Raw genomic sequence first — 17,612 nt, 5'->3', positions numbered from 1 at the left:
CATGACAGCGATCATGCAACGGGCTCGGCATTTCTCCGTTGCGTTATTGATCCCATAAACAACGGAGGGCGATCCCTTGACCGAGATCCCACCGCAAAGCCAAGACCGCATGCCGGGCCGCGAGAGCGAACTCACGCCGCCGGCCGAACATATCCGAGACAGCTACAAAGGAGCCGGGCGCCTTGCCGGGAAGCGCGCGCTCATTACCGGCGGCGACAGCGGTATCGGCCGTGCCGTGGCACTGCATTTTGCTCGCGAAGGAGCGGATGTCGCCATCGTCTACCTGCCGGAAGAAGCCGATGACGGGCGAGAGGCGATCCGCCGGATCGAGACAGAGGGGACGCGCGCCATAGGTATCGAAGGCGATCTGCGGGATCCGGGTTTCTGTCAGGAGGCGGTCGAAAAGACTGTTGCCGCCTTCGGTGGCCTCGACATTCTGGTACCGAACGCCGGCATTCAGAAAGTGGCCAAGGATGTGTCCGAGATCTCCGATGCCGACTGGAACTGGCATTTCGACGTCAACATTCATTCGATCTTTTATCTGAGCCGGGCCGCAATGCCGCACCTCGCCAAGGGCAGCTCGATCATTAGCTGCGCCTCCGTCAATGGCTTTCTAGGAGACCAAGATCTCCTCGCCTATTCGAGCACCAAGGGGGCCATATCCGGTTTTACCCGAGCTCTGGCCAAGCAAGTCGCCAAACAAGGCGTGCGGGTCAACCAGGTTGCGCCAGGCCCAATCTGGACTCCCATTCAGCCCGCCAGCTGGGGTCGCGTGGATCCGCAGAGCATGCCCGAGATGGGTAAGGATACGCCGATGGGTCGGATCGGCCAGCCTTCTGAAGTCGGCCCCGCCTTCGTTTATCTGGCAAGTGAAGACGGCTCCTACATTACCGGTCAGACGATCCACGTGAACGGCGGCATGATCGTCAATGCTTGATCCTCTTGCACTTTTCGGACCGGAGCCGGGCAGCTGGCTCGTCCAACGCCAGCACCAGGCTTGGCTCGGAACGCAAGGGCTCCGGCTTCTCGACTTTTCCAAGCCGTCGCTTGTCGCCCACGGCTTTGCTGCGCTCGATCTCGATGGACGCCTTCCGGATAAGCCGGTCGCCGAAACCATCGTGACCGCGCGCATGGTGCATTCTTATGGGCTCGGCATGTTGCAAGGCCTTCCCGGATGCATTCCGCTCGTCGATCACGGCCTGGCCTCGCTCGCATCGGGGCCGTTACGTGACGGCGAAAACGGCGGCTGGTGGCTGCGGGACCCGGATGCTGGCGCCCCAAGACGCAAGCAGGCCTACGCGCATGCCTTTGTGGCGCTCGCAGCCTCAACAGCGCTCGTCGCAAAGCGACCGGCTGCAAAGCAGCTGCTCGAAGAGGCGATCGACGTGATCGAGGCGCATTTCTGGGATGACGCGGAAGGCGCGATGCGAGAGAGCTTCGCCTCAGACTGGGGCAACGAAGAGGACTATCGCGGCGCCAACAGCAACATGCACTCCCTGGAAATGTGCCTCGCGCTTGCGGACGCCCTCGATGCACCGAAATGGCGCGAGCGCGGGCTTCGCATCGCCGAACGCCTGATCCACGACCATGCACGCGCCAATGATTACTGCATTCCGGAGCATTTCGACCTAAACTGGCAGATCTTGCGCGATTACAATCGCGACAAACCGGAGGACGATCTCCGCCCCTATGGCACGACGCCGGGACATTCTCTGGAATGGTCGCATCTGCTTCTCAAGCTGGAAGCAGCACTTCTAGCCCATGGAGAGACACCGCCCAGCTGGCTCCTGGAGGATGCCATTGCTCTGTTTGAGGCCGCGATGCATCTCGGATGGGCGGCCGATGAACGGCCAGGCCTCGTCTACACGCTCGATTGGAACGGCAGGCCCAGCGTCCCCGAACGCGCTCATTGGGTGCACGCGGAAGCGATCACTGCAGCGGCCACGCTTTTCAAGCGAACAGGCCGGAAAATTTACAGCGAGTGGTACCGACGTCTTTGGGATTATATCGATCTTGCCATGATTGACCGCGAACGCGGCGGATGGCTCAACGAAGTCGATGCCGAAGGGCGCGATAGCGAGCGCATCTACGAAGGTAAGCCGGATCTCTATCACGCGTATCAGGCGACGCTGACCCCACTCCTGCCGGCAACGCCGAGCATCGCTGTCGCGCTCGCGCAGCAAGGGGCCAGATTTGAGCGAGAGTAGAAGCGGCAACGCAGGTGCCGCCGCCTCCGTTTTTCAAGCAGCGAAGCAGCGTGCTCAGCCGCCTATCTCATTGGCAGGCCACGTTGTGGTTGGCAGAGATCCACGTCAGCGCATTGCGGTGCGCACAACAGGCCGGGCAATTGAGGTTGTTGAGGACCTCCGGCGGATTGTCGAGCGTGCACCGGCCGAGTTCGCTCGTCGGGATGTTGGCGCAGGCACTCGCATCGTCGGCCTGGGCAAGCTTCTTCAACGCGTCCGTCACCACCTGTGTCGAACCGTTGGTTTGAGTCTCGCTGGAAACCGCTGGCGCAGCCATCGCGGCCAACATCGCGAGAGCGGCAAAGCCGGAAACAACATATTTTTTCATCTCCGCATCTCCTTCATCCTGCAAGTTAACTTGCAACATTCATTATATTCTATTTCTCCTAGGTGACAATAATTTTTTCATCTATACTTTAATTCTGTATCTAACTGGCAAATATCATTTGACTTGGAATGATTAACTTTTCTTGCAATTTTTCTCCGGCAGCGACCAAATCGAAGTTTGTAGACGCATCCACACTCCACCCTGAATTAATATTGAAAATCAAATTTGTATTCCCAGGAGGTACATCGACAATGATTCCTGCACCAAACGATTGCAAGATGATCGTCCCAACATCGAACTTCTGAGACGCAAACATGAAGAACGCTTTGTCGGTCGGCGTGATGACAACGAGGCCACCGACCGTGACGTGAAAGGCGCAATAATTGCCACCGACAGCGGAATCCCCGATGATGCCGCAAGTGTAGGCCGTGTTGCTCGAATTCTCGATCTGGAACCGCCCCTCAAGATCGCCGGTTTGGGTGGTGAGCGTGCCCGGCTCCGAGATGACCGCCACCTGCGAGGGCGCGATCTTGGTTTTCGATTGGGGACGAACCACCTCGTAGGCGGTCAGCGGATCGGTCGAGATATAGGCTTCATAGGTCGCGTCCCAGCTGACGTAGTTGGACCCGAGGAGCGCCGAATTCGTGTACCAGACCGTGGGTTGGCCGGTTCTATCGGCTGAGGTCACTGCACGGAGCACGTAAAGCCGGGCACCCTGCTTGCTTAGCTGGGAGAGCGTCGCGTTATCAAGTTCGATGGTGACGTTACGCGAGGCCATGCCATTATCCGCTTAGAAAGCCCGGCGCCTGACAACCAGGCGAGAATCTCAGCTTCGCAGGAGAAAAAGGAAGGGGCGCAATCGCCCCCTCCCGATCGCAGTCCGCCAAGCTGTCGCGAAATGCCACAAAAGCTCAAGCGGCAGCTGCAGCCAGCCGTCTGGCGGCCTTGCTCTCGCTGACCTGGGGGAGGATCAGGAGAGGCTGCAAGGGGCTGTTGGCTGCGATCTTCTTCATCCACGTCGCGCTCGACGCATCCCAGCCCTTGTTGATGTCGAAGGTCAGCGAGCGCGAGCTCACACCGGTCAGGTCGATCAGGGCGCCCTGTGCGAAGGCCTGGGCAATCACCGTGGCGGTCTTGACCGGCTTGGTGGCGAACATGAGCAGCACCGTCTCAATGGGTACGATCAGATCGAGGCCATTGCCATAGAGCGGGAAGGCGCACAGGGTCGTATAGTCGCCACTCGGGTTCTGCTGAGACATGCCGCAGGTGTACTGCGTCGTCGAATTGTTCATGATCGAGATCGCGCCGGCAGTCCCCTCGCCGGTCACGCTGACATTGCCGACATTGTCGACATTCATCGTCTGGCCGAGATCGATGTCGGCTTTAGCCGAGGCGTGGATCACGACGTTCGATTCGATTTGATCGTTCGAGATATAGGCCTGGTAGTTCTCCTCCCAGGTCAGCGTTGTGTCGGTGAGGAAGTTCTGACTCGAGAACCAGACCGTCGGCATACCTGAGGATTGCCCGCGCACAGCTTTGAATCCATACATATAGTACCCGGAATCCTTAAGGGCCTTGACGGTATTCTGGTCCATTTCAACAGTGATTGAATATTCAGCCATTTTATCCTCCGTTTTACAGGTCCGAACCTGTGGTCGCCGCATCTCCCAGGCGACGGTTTTAGGCTACTATTGCAATTTATGATTGCATAGACACAGGCTTTGCAAGCGTGAACGTTGTCTTTCGACGACACTCTGAATTGGAACGAATCCCGGTCGCCTGCTCAAACCAGGGAAACACGGGCTTCTCAGCTGGCAGCGCTTACGGCAGATTGCGGTCGTCGCTTGAAGGAGCCCGATATGCTCGTCACCACCACGCCTACAATCGAGGGCCGTCGCATCCGCGAATATTTCGGAGTCGTTACCGGCGAAGCCATCCTTGGAACAAACGTCTTTCGTGACTTCTTTGCCGGCATCCGCGACATTGTCGGCGGACGTGCCGGAGCATACGAGAACGCTCTGCGCGAAGCGCGCGAAACAGCGCTTGCCGAAATGCAGGCGGAAGCCCGGACACTCGGCAGCAATGCGATCATCGGCGTCGACATCGACTATGAAACAATTTCAATCGGCGATCGCGGCGGCATGATGATGGTCTCGGCCTCCGGCACCGCGGTTTTGGTGGAGTAACGGGTAAGACATCCGCGAGGGCATGGACCCATGTCTGCCCGGCAGCTACCACAGCACCATGGGGCACAAGAACCAGACCGAGGCGATCAAAACTCTTGCACAGGCCGTCGTTGCGGGCGAACGGCGGGCACTCGGGCGCGCCATCACGCTTGTCGAATCCCGGCGTGAGGACCATCGTCGCGAGGCAGCGCTGCTCATCGAAGAACTCCGGCCAAAAACCGGGCGCAGTATCCGCATCGGCATGACGGGCTCACCGGGCGCCGGAAAGTCTACCCTCATCGACACTTTCGGCAGCAATCTGACCGCAGCGGGCCACAAGGTCGCCGTCCTTGCCGTCGATCCGACCTCGACGCGCACCGGTGGCTCGATTCTCGGCGACAAGACCCGCATGGGCCGGCTGGCGCAGGACACGAACGCTTTCATCCGTCCCTCGCCGACCGGCGGCACACTCGGCGGCGTTGCGGCCCGCACGCGCGAAGCCATGCTCGTCTGCGAGGCAGCTGGATTTGACGTCATCATTGTGGAGACAGTGGGCGTCGGCCAGTCAGAAACGACCGTGGCCGACATGGTCGATGTCTTCGTGGCTCTCGCACTCCCCGGCTCGGGTGACGAATTGCAAGGGCTGAAGAAGGGCGTCGTAGAGATTGCCGACATCCTTGCCGTCAACAAGGCGGAGGGAACAAATGCCGCGCGCGCCCGCGAGGCGGCCGGCGATCTGCAGTCGGCTTTGCGCATTCTCGGGGCAAGGCCGGATGGCTGGGTTGTTCCGGTACTGGCAATTTCGGGGCTTGCCAATGAAGGGCTCGACGAACTCTGGCAGACGATCAACAGCTTCTGCAAACAAGGTGAGACAACCGGCAGCCTCGCCGCGCGGCGCAGGCGGCAGGCCGTGATCTGGTTTCACGCCATTCTCGACGAGCGCATCCGCGAACGTGTCCTGGCGGGCTTCGAAGACGAGATCACAAGACTAGAAGATACGGTCAGAGGCGGCGGACAGAGCGCGGCCGCCGCGGCCGAAGAGGCGATGGCGCTGCTGCTGCGATGAGATTCTCCTCAAGCTCCGAGCACACGGGCAACGTCGCGAACTTGCGGCTTTGCATTAACTTTATCTTAACCAAAAGTGACTGGCGCGGGACATCTTGGGTCATAATCGCGCAGATGAAAAAGCTGTCTTTCTCTCACCGGCTGCTCCTCACAGCCCTCGCCGTCCTTCCCGCGACTCTCTGGCCCGGACCGCACGGTGAGGCGCCGGCGGAATTGCGTGGTCCGATCGCCCCAGCGCAAGAGGGTGTGCAGTCACCGAAGAACTGGCAGACGCCGACGATCTTCCGCAACGCCCGGCACTTTGAGATATCCCGCGGCGCGGAAAAGCGGCTCAGCTGAGACCGACGAAAGCTTCTTCGATCACGCCCACATGGCCCGTCGGAATCAAGCGGCGATTGACGAGCTCTCGAGGACGCCAAGGCTTGAATGAGGCCGCACATTCCGGCACGAGGTGGGCCAGAATCTCCGCCATCACGGCTTCTGAGGCGCGTGTCGCACCGTCATCGACCTTGAGCGCAATACCGAGGCCGACTTCAGGCAAAGCCGCGCAAAAGACGCCTTCGGCGCCTGTCTTGACGAGCGCGCGCCCGCCGAGCGCCTGCATGGAAAGAGTACAGAAACGGCCGGTCCCGGCGACGTACCAGGGATGCTCGGTAGCGGCGGCAAAGAGCGCCTGGGCCGCGGCGGCGCGCTCGGGCGACAGACCTGCACCGGTGCCGAAACGGGCAAAGCCATGCGCGAGGGCGCGTAAAGGCACGGCATAGGTCGGCAATGAACAGCCATCGATGCCCGACCGCTCTACGGGATGGGCGACGCCCGTCACGCCTTCCAAGGCTTCGCGGACAAGATGCTGGACGGGATGATCAGGCTCCACGTATCCGGCGGGGTCAAAGCCACAACCGACAGCGACTGCGAGCATGCCGGCATGTTTGCCAGAGCAATTGTTGTGAAGGGGGCTCGGCATACCGCCGCTCGCGGCGAGATGCAGCATCGATTCCTCGTGGCTCGGCCATTGCGGACCGCACAAAAGCGCCGCCTCCGTCAGGCCGCAGCGATCCAGCATGGCGCGGGCGAGCGCCACATGGGCGGGCTCTCCACCATGTGAGGCCTGAGCAAGCGCCAACTCGGCTGGCCCGAAGCCATAGGCATCTGCCGCCCCCGTCTCCACCAACGGTAAGGCTTGCAGCGCCTTCACCGCCGAGCGCGGAAACACAGCCTGCTCGACATCACCAGCGCAGGCGCGCATGCTTCCCTGCGCATCACACACTACGAATGCACCACGGTGACGGCTTTCGACGCGCCCGCCGCGCGTCACTTCAACGAGAATGGGATCTTCCATAGCTCAGCTCACCGCCTAATCGGGACGCAGAATACCAGCAGCCAGAAAGCCGCCGTCGACACAAAGGACATGGCCGTTGATGTAGCCGCCCGCCTCCGACAACAGAAAGTGGACGGCGGCCGCGACCTCTGCAGGCTCCCCGTAGCGGCGCTGAGGAATGTGGTCGCGCCACAATCTGCGCATCTCTGCATCGTGCAAATGATGGACATGAGGCGTATCGATGGCACCGGCAGCAACGGCGTTGACGCGAATACCTTTGGGGCCAAGTTCTGCCGCCATCGCCTGCGTCATCGCAATAAGGCCGCCCTTGGCTGCGGCGTCGGCGATGCGCCCCGGGAAGCCCCGCAGTCCAGACACCGAGGAGACATTGACGACCGCTCCTCCATCGACCATGCGCAACACGACGGCCTTGGCGGTTATGAAAGACCCTGTGAGATTGATTTCGAGCGCCTCGCGAAAACCTTCCGCATCAGTCGCTTCAAAGGAAAGGTCGCGGGCAAATCCGGCCGAGTTAACAAGCCCCACCGGTGGGCCAAAAGTCTCCTCCGCCTCGTCTAACGCCTCCTCGACAGCGTCTTCGTCGGTGATATCGGCTTCCAGAAGAAGGGCATCTCCGCCCCGGAGTTCGGCATCGGCCCCGGCAAGGGAATCGCGGCTGGCATCAAGCACGCTGACTTGGAAGCCGCTGTGAGCGAGAAGCCGGGCGGTGGCGAGCCCAATGCCTGAGGCACCTCCAGCCAAAACGACATGGCCACTCACAGCCTGTCTCCAGGCGGCAGCACCTCTCGTCCGCTCGATTTGAACCATTCTCTCATTAGTGCTGCCGACCACCAGCTCATGCATCGGAGGTTAAAGCGCCGCTATTCGGCAGACAAGTGAGGTTCCCAGCGAAGTTGCGGCATGCGAGAGGCCATTCCCCTTTACGACAAAGCCGTGGTCGGGACCGTCTCTGTGCTCGCCGGCGCGCTTTTCAGAACGATTAGGTCGACGCGCCCCGATAGGCCGGCAACTTGCCGCTTTCTGCGGAGTTCAAGGCGTTGCGGCGTCACGAAGCCCTGGCGCTTGGCGAGTTTGAGCGTCGATCTTGTGGTAAGGCCGGCAGTGCCCTCGACGCGATTGGCATCTTCCAGTTTGGCCGCCAGATTGACCGGCACGCCGATGACGGTGTGTTCAAGCCGTTCTGCACCGCCAACAACGCCGACAAGAGCGGATCCGGCGGCAACTGCACAGCCGACCCGCAGGCGAACAGCACGCCCCTCCCTTGCCATCTCTTCATTCAAGGCATCGACCGCGGCATAGACGCCAAATGCAGCGTGAAGCGCATCGGCTGCGTAACATGGAGAAACATCCACCGCACCGAATGTCGCCAGAATGCCGTCGCCCAGATATTTGTCGATATGGCCGTTAAAGCGACCAATAACGGTCGCCATCGCACTCTGGTAGCCGGTCAGAAGCGCCATCACGTCTGAGGGCCGCATTGCCTCCGCCAGGGCGGTGAAGCCACGAATATCGATAAAGAGTGCAGCGATATCGCGCGTCGTCGCTACGCCCGACACGAGTTCCGTCGGCTCCTGTTCACCAACATTGCGGGCAATCTCCGGAGCGAAGAAACGAGAAAGATTGCCGGCAATCACGTGGTCGCGAACCGCCGAAACGAGAAGTGCACGGGAACGCATCAAGACGTAGGCGAGCAGGAAGGTGGTGGCGGAGATGACGATGATTTTGTCGAGCTCGGCCCCCACGAGAACTTTCGAGCCGTTGGTGTATTCCACGTAATTGCGGGTGATCCCCGCGAAATCCGGGTCAAAATAGATCGCATAGATGACGAGAGACACCCAGCTTGCGACCGCAAGTGCCCCCGTCAAGATAAGAAAGGTCGGATCAAAGCGCAGCGCTCGCAGTGCGATAAAAAGGAAGAAATAGAGAACTGTCGGCGACTTGAGCACGAAGGCCGCGGGTTCGTCATATTGAACATGATACGAGAAGATGATTGCCGTTAGGAGCGCCACATCAAAGATGATCGAGGCGACGATCAGCCAAGTTCCAAGCCGGCGCCGGTAAGCCAAACCAAGCCGGAGGACAGTGAACACGGCGTAGGCAGCAAGGGCGTATGGCACGAAGTTGAAGCCTGCCGAGCCTTCCGCACGGGGCAGAAATGCGTAAGCCGAACCGAAAAAGACGATGAGAGCCAGCTGCGCCCAGCCAATGCGGATCTCGGCTCGTTCATCGAGTTCGTCGATCCGCCGTTTGAGGCCAGGCGGGAGTGCCTTCATTGTTCGGCTCATGCAACCGGCGCCGTCACCTCCCCAGCATGGAGCACCATGCCTTCGCAGGCGATTTCTGCAGCCGGACAAACCTTCCGCATCTGCGCACGCAGAAGGTCAAGGGCGTCATCCGAGCGCTCTGGATGGTGATGGAACATCACGGGCCGGGAGACTCCGGCTCGGCGCGCAAGCGCCACCCCCTCCTGCCAGGTGGAATGCCCCCAACCAACGTGGTCTCGGTACTCCGCGGCCGTGTATGTGGCATCGTAGACCATGATATCGCAGCCGCGGACGAAACGCTCCACGGCCTCGTCCTTGCCTTGGTGGCCGTGTTCATGATCGGTGATGATGGCGATGGAAGAGCCGCGATAGTCGAAGCGGTAACCCAACGCCCCCCCCGGGTGATTGAGACACTCACTGGTCACACGCAGGCCGTCCGCGAAAACCAATTCCTCTCCAACACTCAGATCGTGAAACGCGCAATCTTTGAACACGACCGGCTGAACCGGGAAGAGAACGGGATCCATCAAGCGTTCAAAGATGTCACGAAGCTTGATATCCGCGAGAAGATGCCCCGCGACGAAACGGACCTCGAAATCCCTGCAGTATGCCGGTCTGAAGAAAGGCAGACCGCAAATGTGATCGAGGTGGGTATGGGTAAAAAGCACGGTCGTTCGACGTTTTCCCGCCCTCAGGAAAGCTTCGCCGAGGTCGTGCACACCGCTCCCACAATCGACAACGAGGCTTTGCCCGCCTGCCTTGATTTCCATGCATGACGTATTGCCGCCATAGCGCACGGTCTTGGCGCCCGGCACCACGTAAGAGCCCCGCACGCCCCAGAAACGGATCGAAAGCCCCGTATGGTTTTCCATTTTTACACCGCTTCGCCTGCCAGCCGCCCCCTCAGTTCTGCGAGATCCTGCGTCGTGCGCTCCAGGCGATGGGCGAGCACACGCATGATGTCGAAGGCCACATCCGGAAATTCCCGAAGCAGCGAGAACATCTGATCGCGCGACAAAGCCAGGGCCTCGGTCGTGTGCGTCGCGACAACCGTCGCCGTGCGCGGCACCTCAAACAAGACGGCAATCTCGCCGACAATGTCCGTGCTGCCGAGCTCGGCAATTTTCTTCCGCCCCTGACCGGTATCGACGAGCACATCACAATCCCCGGACAGAATGATGAACGCCGTGTCGCCTTCCTCGCCCTGCCGGCACAAGACCTCTCCGGGGTGGAAGACCACGCGCTCGCTGATAAAAGCGAGAAGCTTCAATTTCGCGACATCGACGTTAGCGAAAATCGGCACCCGCGAAAGGGCCCTGACTTCCTCGTCCATGCTCATGACCGCGCGTTCCTCATCATTCGGCGGCGACCGCATCTGGGTCGTCTTCGCTCTGGCTGCGGGCTCCGGGCCGAGAGCGTGACGGAGGCCGCTCGTCCGCAAGAATTGCGCCACCACGCAAGCTAAGGCAATGATCGAATTGGTCTAAGAGGGACATTCCCGTCATTCCGACGATCACCGTGCGGCCTTCTATCATCTGCAAGAGCTTGCCCAGACGCGCATCTTCGCCCTCCTCGCCATTGCCTTTGAAAAGATCGTCCACAACGAGGATCTCCGGACGACGCATGAGCCCGCGAAGCAATCCGATCTTGACCCGCTGCAGGGAGGACAGACGCGATCCGCCGATACCGACGCGGAAATCAAGCCCAGCCCGCAGAATAAGTGGACGGAGCTCGAAGCGCTCGACGGCATCGGCAATGACAGCTTCCGCCTGCTCGCGACTTTTCCTGCGATCGGCGCGCAAGTGCCCGAAGAGGAGGTTCTGTTCCACCGTCAGAGCCTCGTTGAAGGATTCTCGCGAGAAGAAATGGAAGGCACCCGGCGCTTTGCGCCGCAGTGCTCTCACGAGGTCAGGGCGGGCGGAGACAACGCGAGCCTCAAGTTCAGGAGTGACGATACCTAGCCGATGCTTCGCCGGGACAAGTTGCAGCGCGTAACCCAACAGTCGGGCGCGGTCGCGCGGCTTTAAACGGCCGATCCCATCTTTAGCCCGTCGCAGAACCGGCGCGACTTCCGGTAACTCGTCCATCGGAATGAAGGAGTAATTCGCCAGAGCATCGCTCTGTCCGCTGACATTCGAAAAGAGCTCGACCATGGCGGCCGCAAGATCACGGCCCGCGGCCACCAAAACATCCTCGAGCCCTGCCTCTCTTACAGCCTCGCGAAAGGCCGGAACGTCAGCCAACTCGCGGGTTGTCACGCCAGGGTCGCGCGGCACCCCAAAGAGCAGATTCTCCGCCAGTGTGGCGCTGCGATTGAAGCTGTCTTCGCGCCAAAACTCGACGAAATCCGCTTTGGCACCACCAGCCGTCACTTTCTCCGCGATCATATTGCGAGCCGAAAGAATACGCTCGCGGGCCTCCTCGCCGAGAGCCTCCGGCAAACGTGCCTGGAGGCCGAGGCGATAAACCTCGTCACTCATGCCGAAGGCTTCGATGTTCTCAATGATGCGGTGGTCGAGTTCTTCCACCGAACCGACCCCTGCTTCGGCCAGATCTTCCCATGAGCTCAGATACTCGTAGGACGCATTACCTGTCAGTTTGGCTTCGGCGAGACGGGTTCTCAGAAGGGCCTCGTCAACGCCGTCGGAGGGCGCAATCGGGCGATGCAGCAGCCCATAAACCAGATTGAAGCGAATCGTATCGTTGAGAATGTAAGGGTGCGCCGAGGCGTAGGCGACACGCCGGCCGAGCACAGACTGAGGCAGCGTCTCAAGGTTATATCCACCAATCTCGATGCGCCCTGCGGTGGGCGACAGAAGGCCCGCCATCATCATCAGAAGCTGTGTGCGTCCGCTCGCTTCAGAACCGAGCACCGCGAGCTTTTCACCGAGCGGAATTTCCGCCGAAACGTCGTTCACTTCCTGCCCGGCTCCCTCACCCGAATAGGAGACATGGGTGAGAACGAGGCTTTGCGCAGCTGAAAAATCGAGTTCCGGGTCGGCGTGCAGGCGCTCCACCGGATAAAGGTCGGGCGGATCAAACTGCTCGACGACGGCGACATACTTCACCTGGGTGTCGGCAAAACTCTGATAATAATCGAGAAGCTCTTTCCAGGGCGAAGCCAGGTCCTTGTAGGCAGCAAGGACTGCGACCAGCGCACCGAAGGAAATCTCGCCCTTGATCACCAGATAGCCGCCAACGGAATAGAAGAAAAACGGGGTGATCTGGTTCATCAGATTGTTGATGAACTTGATCATAAATTTCCGCTTGAATATTTCGTAGCGGATGTCGAAATTTCTCTGCAGCCGATTGGTGAATTCGGCAAGATGATAAGCGGCTGTGTTGTTGGCGTGGATATCGCGAATGCCGGCGATAGAGGCGCCGACATCCTCCGACAATTCACGCAGATTGCGCACACGCTCGCGCGCCAGCATGTTCACACGCTTCTGCAGGCGCGGAATGAGCCATCCCTGAAAGGGGTAGAGCGAGACGGCAGCCGCGCCGAGGAGCGGATCCTGCATGAAGATGAAGGAGAGATAGACGAGGAGCGTACCGCCCTGGAAGATCGGCACGGCGATGGCATCTGCAATGAAGCCGCCGAGCGGCTGCACCTCAGAAGCGATCATGGCAATGATCTCGCCCGACGAAGCGCGCGAAAAATGCGGCAGGCGAAAGCGCAGAACGCGCTCGAAAAGCTGGTAGCGCAGGCGTCTCAAGGTGCGCTCGCCAGCAAGCCCCTTATAGACGTTCATCACGTATTTGACGACGCCGTTGAGCCCTACAGCCAAGAGAAAGCCCAAGGAGAGAAGGATCAGATATTCGATCTGATCAAACTCTCTCCCCAATACGATTTTGGGGAAGTTCTTGCCGCCGATCGCCTGATTGACGATCGTTTTGGGAAGCTCCAGCGTGACATAGAGGATCGGGAAGGAAACCAGCGTGATCGCCAGAATGACGAGCTGCTGGCGCCTGGAATAGCGCCAGATATAACGGAAAAAATTGCGGTCGAGACTACCGTCCCGCGCCCTTCTCTCCGTGTTTGCCGCGTCCGGCCCAGGACTATTTGTATGGGTCCGCCGCATCCCGCAAACCGTCTCCAAAGAAAGAGAATGCTAGCACGACGATGATGACCGGCACCACTGGCGCGACGAGCCATGGATAAACGGTGATGATCGTCACCGACTGCGCCTCATTGAGCATCACCCCCCAGGAGATGATCGGGCGTCTCAGCCCGAGATTGAGAAAGGATAGCGCCGTCTCGCCCAAGATCATCGAAGGGATCGACAAAGTGGCGCTGGCGATCAAATGGCTCATGAAGCCCGGCACGAGATGGCGGCCGATGACGCGCGTGGGCGAAGCGCCCATAAGAACCGCCGCCTTGGCATATTCCTCCTCGCGCAGTGCCAGAAGCTTGGAGCGCACGGCACGCGCCAGGCCCGGCCAGTCGAGAAGCCCCAGAATGATGGTAATGCCGAAATAAATGAAGATCGGGCTCCAGGTAACGGGGAGCGCCGCGGACAGGGCCATCCACAGAGGGAGTTCGGGCAGCGACCGAAGAATTTCGATCACACGCTGGGATGCGGCATCGACCCAGCCGCCGAAATAACCAGCCGCTCCGCCGATGACGACGCCGAGCAGCATAGAGATTGCAACGCCCACGAGCCCAACCGTCAGGGAAATGCGGGCGCCATAGACGAGCCCCGAGAAGACATCGCGACCGAGGCGGTCAGTGCCTGCAAGGAAGAGCGTTCCGCCCACCGGCGGACAGACGAGATGAAAGCGGGCCTGAAACAAACCCCAGAACCGATAAGGCTCGCCCTGGCAGAAGAAGCGCAGCTTCTGCACCTCCTCAGGAGCGCGTGTATATTCCCAACGGAGGAGATCGAGATCGACCTTGGCAACGTATGGATGAACATAGGGCCCGATGAGCCTTCCGTCGTGAAAGAGATGCGCCCCTTGGGGTGGCGCGTAGAGGTAATCTATATGCCGCGCATTGGGCGCATAGGGCGCGATCACCTCCGCGAACGGCACCGTCAGATAGAAGATCACGAGAACAAAGCTCGCGAGGACTGCGAGACGGTGCCGGCGAAACTTCCACCACATGATGCGGGCGGCGGAGGCGGCATAAAACCGCTCCTGTTCGGGCGTCAGAACTTCCGCCACAGACGGATCAAAGGGTGCCTGATCGACGTAGCGCGGAAAAACTTCGCCCTCGGGGGATGACGGCTCCCTCATTTGCGGGCGGCCCCACCGAGGCGAATCCGTGGATCGAGCACGGCGAGCAGGAGGTCAGAAACAAGCATGCCGATCAAGGTGAGGATGGCGACGAATAGGAGGATAAAGCCTGCCAGGAACTGGTCCTGCGACTGCAGCGCATCAAGGAGGATCGGCCCGACGGTCGGCAGATTGAGCACCACGGAGACGATCACCGAGCCGGAGACGAGTGAAGGAATGAGATTGCCGATATCGGCAACAAAGGGATTAAGCGCCATCCTGAGCGGATATTTCGCGACGAGGCGTTCCTCCGAAAGCCCTTTGGCGCGAGCAGTCTGCACATATTGCTTGTCGAGCTCGTCGAGGAGGTTCGCTCGCAGCCGTCGGATCATCCCCGCGGTTCCGGCTGTGCCGATGACGATCGTCGGCACGATCAGATGCGACAGCAGAGAGCCGACCTTGGCGAGCGACCAAGGCGCGTCGACATAGACGGGATCCATGAGACCGCCGATCGACATGCCGAACCAGACATTGGAATAGTAGAGAAGAGCAAGCCCCAAGAGAAAATTGGGCGTTGCGAGGCCAATATAACCAAGAAACGTGAAAAAGTAATCTCCAAATGAATATTGTTTCATAGCCGAATAAACGCCAATCGGCAAAGAAACCGCATAGACGAAAATTATCGTCGCGAAATTCAAGACAATGGTGAGAGGCAGAGCCGGGCCGATAACGGTCTCGACCGGAGCGTTATATTCAAACGACCAACCCCAATCACCTTGCAGAAGGCCGGACAATCCCGAAGGGCCCGGCCAGAGGCCGATCCAGATGAAATAGCGCTCAAGAAACGGACGATCGAGTGCAAATTCGCTCCGAAGGAAGGCAATCTTGTCAGCACTCGCCCCCTCGCCGGCAGCGCGCAAGGCGGCGATCTGATTGGTGAGGTAATCGCCCGGCGGCAGCTCGATGATCAAGAAGATCAGAAACGAAATGACGAAGAGCGTCGGGATCATACCGACGAGGCGACGGAGCATATAGCGCAGCATCAGCCCCTCCTCTCGCAGACGATCCGGTTAGCTTCAGTCGCCTGACGCAAGGCTTTTCGTCCTGCCAAAGATGTGTGCATCCACCAGCCTCGGCTTGTCGTCAAACCAAAACGCATCCAAGCGGTGAAGACCGAACTGAGCGCCGGGATCCCACCCATAGATACCAGCGGCAGGGACATTCCGCAGATAGTTGGAGCGCACCACAGGCTGAAAAACATCGGCGACAATGCCGATGGAGAACGTCTCCGCGGCGTTAATCTCCAAAATCTGCCTCCAGATCATCTGACGCTCCTGCAGCGTCTCCGTGTGCTGCCAGGCCTCGTAGAGCTTGAGGAGGTCGTTCGCCGGCTTATAATCCACTGGCTCTCCCTTGGCGCCGCGATGCGCATAATACTCGCCCCAGGCAGGCCAGATGAAGCTTTCAAAAGAGACCGGCGCAAAATCGTCAGGAGGCATGTCTGCCGTCGGGATGCCGTTGTCGAAGCCTGCATCGGCGACCATCTGCACGAGCCCAGCATTGGCCCGGCGGCGGATGTTGTCACGCTCAGACGGCTTGATGACGAGATCGACGCCGATTTCACGCCATGTCTCGCGGATGAGCTCCAGGGCGTCGACGATCTCCGGGTTCTCTCCCGCCGTTTCCACGATGATCTGAAGGGGCCGTCCGTCTGGCATAATACGTATGCCATCGCCGCGGCGTTCCACGAGCCCGATATCCTCGAGAAGGGCTTCCGCACTCTTGGGCTCATACTGGGTCCAGGCACTGCGGTAGGGCGGACGAAAGAGCGGGCTAAGCGGTGTGACGGAATTGTTGGAAGGCTCGGCGAGGCCGAAGAAAAGAACACGATTGATGAGCTCACGGTCGATTCCGAGTGAAAGCGCATGGCGGAAGCGCACATCACGAAAGAGTTTTCGCCAAGCTTCGTCTTCGACATTGAGATTTGGATAGAGCGCAATCCGCGCGGCTCGGGCATCGGGCCAAAACAGCGTTTGATAACGACGCTCCTGCTCTCCGGCCTTCAGCACGGTAATGTCTGAAAAACTCAGGCCCCGAGCCTGCAAATCCGCTTCGCCCGCATGCACCTTCGCAGCAACGAGGCGAGCATCGGCGACATCCATCACGATGCGGTCGATATAGGGAAGCTGGCGTCCGTTGCGATCAATGCGGTGATAGTAGGGATTGCGGGTGAGGATGAAGCGGCGGCCGGAGCTGGGCTGGATGACCCAGGGCTGCAAGGTCGGCATCCCAGCATGCTCGTTGGCGTACATGTCGTCCATCAGATTGTGTTCGGCCGCCCAGCTCCTTTTGCGGTCGCGTGCCATCTCGCTCTCGATGAATGCCTTATTCCCATAGCGCTCATGCCATTTCTTCAGGAAATGCGCCGGACGATAAATGAAGGGCGGCCGCGCCTTGGCGAGGTTCTGCAGAAAGCCGGGATTGGGGCCATCCCAGGAATAGCGCACGGTCAGCGGATCCAGCACCTCAAAGCGCGGCCCCTTGCCGTCGACCAGGAGAAAGCTCGGAAGTCCCGTCGGCATCAGCTCCGGATTGGATGCGATATCCTCGAAATAATAGCGGAAGTCCTCGGCCGTGAACGGATGCCCGTCAGACCATTTGTGACCCTTCCTGAGATGGAAGGTGAAGATGCGATCACCTTCGATATCCACGGATTTCAGGATGTCCGGTACGAGGTTTAGGTTTCGATCGAAGATGACGAGGCGGGCATAGCCCCAGACATTGGCCAGCCGCACATCCTTGGACCGCGTGATGATCGTTCTGAGATCTCCGCCATGGCGGCCAGGTCCGCCGCCTTCCGGGAAATCGTCGTAGATGAGCGGCTCGTCGGGCACGCGATCTTCGATCGGCGGCAGCGTCGCCGGGTCATGTGTGTTGCTCAAAGTCTCCGTCTCGATCAACGGCGGCTGCGCATGAGCCGGAGCGACAAAA

The 17,612-nt window shown here is 59.8% G+C and carries 16 protein-coding genes; 4 read left to right on the top strand and 12 right to left on the bottom strand.

From position 1 onward, the window contains the following. Positions 1 to 76: 76 nt before the first annotated feature. Both EO094_RS11935 and EO094_RS11930 read left to right on the top strand, forming a co-directional pair. Positions 77 to 937, top strand: a complete 861-nt coding sequence (locus tag EO094_RS11935; protein WP_246008484.1) for a glucose 1-dehydrogenase — start codon at positions 77 to 79, stop codon at positions 935 to 937. After that, positions 930 to 2,207 carry a D-mannose isomerase gene (locus EO094_RS11930; RefSeq protein WP_128292506.1) on the top strand — a complete coding sequence of 426 codons (1,278 nt, stop codon included), beginning with the start codon at positions 930 to 932 and terminating at the stop codon, positions 2,205 to 2,207. The genes EO094_RS11935 and EO094_RS11930 overlap by 8 nt, the downstream gene beginning before the upstream one ends. 67 nt (positions 2,208 to 2,274) lie before the next feature. Here EO094_RS11930 and EO094_RS11925 read toward each other — a convergent pair whose 3' ends face one another. The 3 genes from EO094_RS11925 to EO094_RS11915 all read right to left on the bottom strand — a co-directional run bounded on the left by EO094_RS11925 (position 2,275) and on the right by EO094_RS11915 (position 4,196). Beyond that, positions 2,275 to 2,574: a hypothetical protein gene (locus EO094_RS11925; protein ID WP_128292505.1), complete on the bottom strand. Its 300-nt coding sequence runs from the start codon at positions 2,572 to 2,574 to the stop codon at positions 2,275 to 2,277. A 100-nt stretch (positions 2,575 to 2,674) separates the two neighbouring features. Continuing rightward, positions 2,675 to 3,352, bottom strand: coding sequence for a hypothetical protein (locus EO094_RS11920; RefSeq protein WP_128292504.1), 678 nt, complete (start codon positions 3,350 to 3,352; stop codon positions 2,675 to 2,677). 133 nt (positions 3,353 to 3,485) lie between these two features. After that, positions 3,486 to 4,196 (bottom strand): hypothetical protein, encoded by a 711-nt coding sequence (locus EO094_RS11915; protein ID WP_128292503.1) that lies wholly within the window; start codon positions 4,194 to 4,196, stop codon positions 3,486 to 3,488. Between the two features lie 237 nt (positions 4,197 to 4,433). Between EO094_RS11915 and EO094_RS11910 the strand changes: the two genes are divergently transcribed. Both EO094_RS11910 and meaB read left to right on the top strand, forming a co-directional pair. Then, entirely contained in the window at positions 4,434 to 4,760 is a 327-nt protein-coding gene (locus EO094_RS11910; RefSeq protein WP_128292502.1) for a heavy metal-binding domain-containing protein, read from the top strand. 58 nt (positions 4,761 to 4,818) lie between these two features. After that, on the top strand, positions 4,819 to 5,805 hold the full coding sequence (meaB, locus tag EO094_RS11905; protein WP_128293328.1) for a methylmalonyl Co-A mutase-associated GTPase MeaB: 987 nt from the start codon (positions 4,819 to 4,821) through the stop codon (positions 5,803 to 5,805). A gap of 330 nt (positions 5,806 to 6,135) precedes the next feature. Here meaB and EO094_RS11900 read toward each other — a convergent pair whose 3' ends face one another. From EO094_RS11900 to EO094_RS11860, 9 genes are all read right to left on the bottom strand, one after another. Beyond that, positions 6,136 to 7,143, bottom strand: a complete 1,008-nt coding sequence (locus tag EO094_RS11900; RefSeq protein WP_128292501.1) for an asparaginase — start codon at positions 7,141 to 7,143, stop codon at positions 6,136 to 6,138. Between the two features lie 15 nt (positions 7,144 to 7,158). Next, the gene (locus EO094_RS11895; RefSeq protein ID WP_246008483.1) at positions 7,159 to 7,902 is read right to left on the bottom strand and encodes an SDR family NAD(P)-dependent oxidoreductase; all 744 of its coding nucleotides are present in this window, start codon (positions 7,900 to 7,902) and stop codon (positions 7,159 to 7,161) included. A gap of 161 nt (positions 7,903 to 8,063) precedes the next feature. Then, entirely contained in the window at positions 8,064 to 9,416 is a 1,353-nt protein-coding gene (locus tag EO094_RS11890) for an adenylate/guanylate cyclase domain-containing protein (RefSeq protein WP_205649895.1), read from the bottom strand. 8 nt (positions 9,417 to 9,424) lie between these two features. Further along, entirely contained in the window at positions 9,425 to 10,225 is an 801-nt protein-coding gene (locus EO094_RS11885; RefSeq protein ID WP_246008482.1) for an MBL fold metallo-hydrolase, read from the bottom strand. Positions 10,226 to 10,281: 56 nt separating this feature from the next. Continuing rightward, positions 10,282 to 10,746 (bottom strand): Crp/Fnr family transcriptional regulator, encoded by a 465-nt coding sequence (locus EO094_RS11880; protein ID WP_128292497.1) that lies wholly within the window; start codon positions 10,744 to 10,746, stop codon positions 10,282 to 10,284. Positions 10,747 to 10,762: 16 nt separating this feature from the next. Next, a complete protein-coding gene (locus tag EO094_RS11875; RefSeq protein WP_128292496.1) occupies positions 10,763 to 13,489 on the bottom strand; it encodes an ABC transporter ATP-binding protein in 2,727 nt (908 codons plus the stop codon). After that, positions 13,467 to 14,642, bottom strand: coding sequence for an ABC transporter permease (locus tag EO094_RS11870; protein WP_128292495.1), 1,176 nt, complete (start codon positions 14,640 to 14,642; stop codon positions 13,467 to 13,469). Before EO094_RS11870 ends, EO094_RS11875 begins: the two co-directional genes overlap by 23 nt. After that, the gene (locus EO094_RS11865; RefSeq protein ID WP_128292494.1) at positions 14,639 to 15,664 is read right to left on the bottom strand and encodes an ABC transporter permease; all 1,026 of its coding nucleotides are present in this window, start codon (positions 15,662 to 15,664) and stop codon (positions 14,639 to 14,641) included. Before EO094_RS11865 ends, EO094_RS11870 begins: the two co-directional genes overlap by 4 nt. Before the next feature lie 33 nt (positions 15,665 to 15,697). After that, on the bottom strand, positions 15,698 to 17,563 hold the full coding sequence (locus tag EO094_RS11860) for an ABC transporter substrate-binding protein (protein ID WP_205649894.1): 1,866 nt from the start codon (positions 17,561 to 17,563) through the stop codon (positions 15,698 to 15,700). Between the last annotated feature and the right edge of the window lie 49 nt (positions 17,564 to 17,612).

Source organism: Afifella aestuarii (genome assembly GCF_004023665.1).
Classification (GTDB): Bacteria; Pseudomonadota; Alphaproteobacteria; order Rhizobiales; family Afifellaceae; genus Afifella; species Afifella aestuarii.
This window is presented reverse-complemented; position numbering and strand designations above follow the sequence as displayed.

What these genes read in the sequence shown, in the direction of transcription:
- EO094_RS11930 (WP_128292506.1), top strand. Translation starts at nt 930, where the DNA reads ATGCTTGATCCTCTTGCACTTTTCGGACCGGAGCCGGGCAGCTGGCTC.
- EO094_RS11915 (WP_128292503.1), bottom strand. Translation starts at nt 4,196, where the DNA reads ATGGCTGAATATTCAATCACTGTTGAAATGGACCAGAATACCGTCAAG.
- EO094_RS11900 (WP_128292501.1), bottom strand. Translation starts at nt 7,143, where the DNA reads ATGGAAGATCCCATTCTCGTTGAAGTGACGCGCGGCGGGCGCGTCGAA.
- EO094_RS11865 (WP_128292494.1), bottom strand. Translation starts at nt 15,664, where the DNA reads ATGCTGCGCTATATGCTCCGTCGCCTCGTCGGTATGATCCCGACGCTC.
- EO094_RS11870 (WP_128292495.1), bottom strand. Translation starts at nt 14,642, where the DNA reads ATGAGGGAGCCGTCATCCCCCGAGGGCGAAGTTTTTCCGCGCTACGTC.
- EO094_RS11890 (WP_205649895.1), bottom strand. Translation starts at nt 9,416, where the DNA reads ATGAAGGCACTCCCGCCTGGCCTCAAACGGCGGATCGACGAACTCGAT.
- EO094_RS11925 (WP_128292505.1), bottom strand. Translation starts at nt 2,574, where the DNA reads ATGAAAAAATATGTTGTTTCCGGCTTTGCCGCTCTCGCGATGTTGGCC.
- EO094_RS11880 (WP_128292497.1), bottom strand. Translation starts at nt 10,746, where the DNA reads ATGAGCATGGACGAGGAAGTCAGGGCCCTTTCGCGGGTGCCGATTTTC.
- meaB (WP_128293328.1), top strand. Translation starts at nt 4,819, where the DNA reads ATGGGGCACAAGAACCAGACCGAGGCGATCAAAACTCTTGCACAGGCC.
- EO094_RS11910 (WP_128292502.1), top strand. Translation starts at nt 4,434, where the DNA reads ATGCTCGTCACCACCACGCCTACAATCGAGGGCCGTCGCATCCGCGAA.
- EO094_RS11875 (WP_128292496.1), bottom strand. Translation starts at nt 13,489, where the DNA reads ATGCGGCGGACCCATACAAATAGTCCTGGGCCGGACGCGGCAAACACG.
- EO094_RS11920 (WP_128292504.1), bottom strand. Translation starts at nt 3,352, where the DNA reads ATGGCCTCGCGTAACGTCACCATCGAACTTGATAACGCGACGCTCTCC.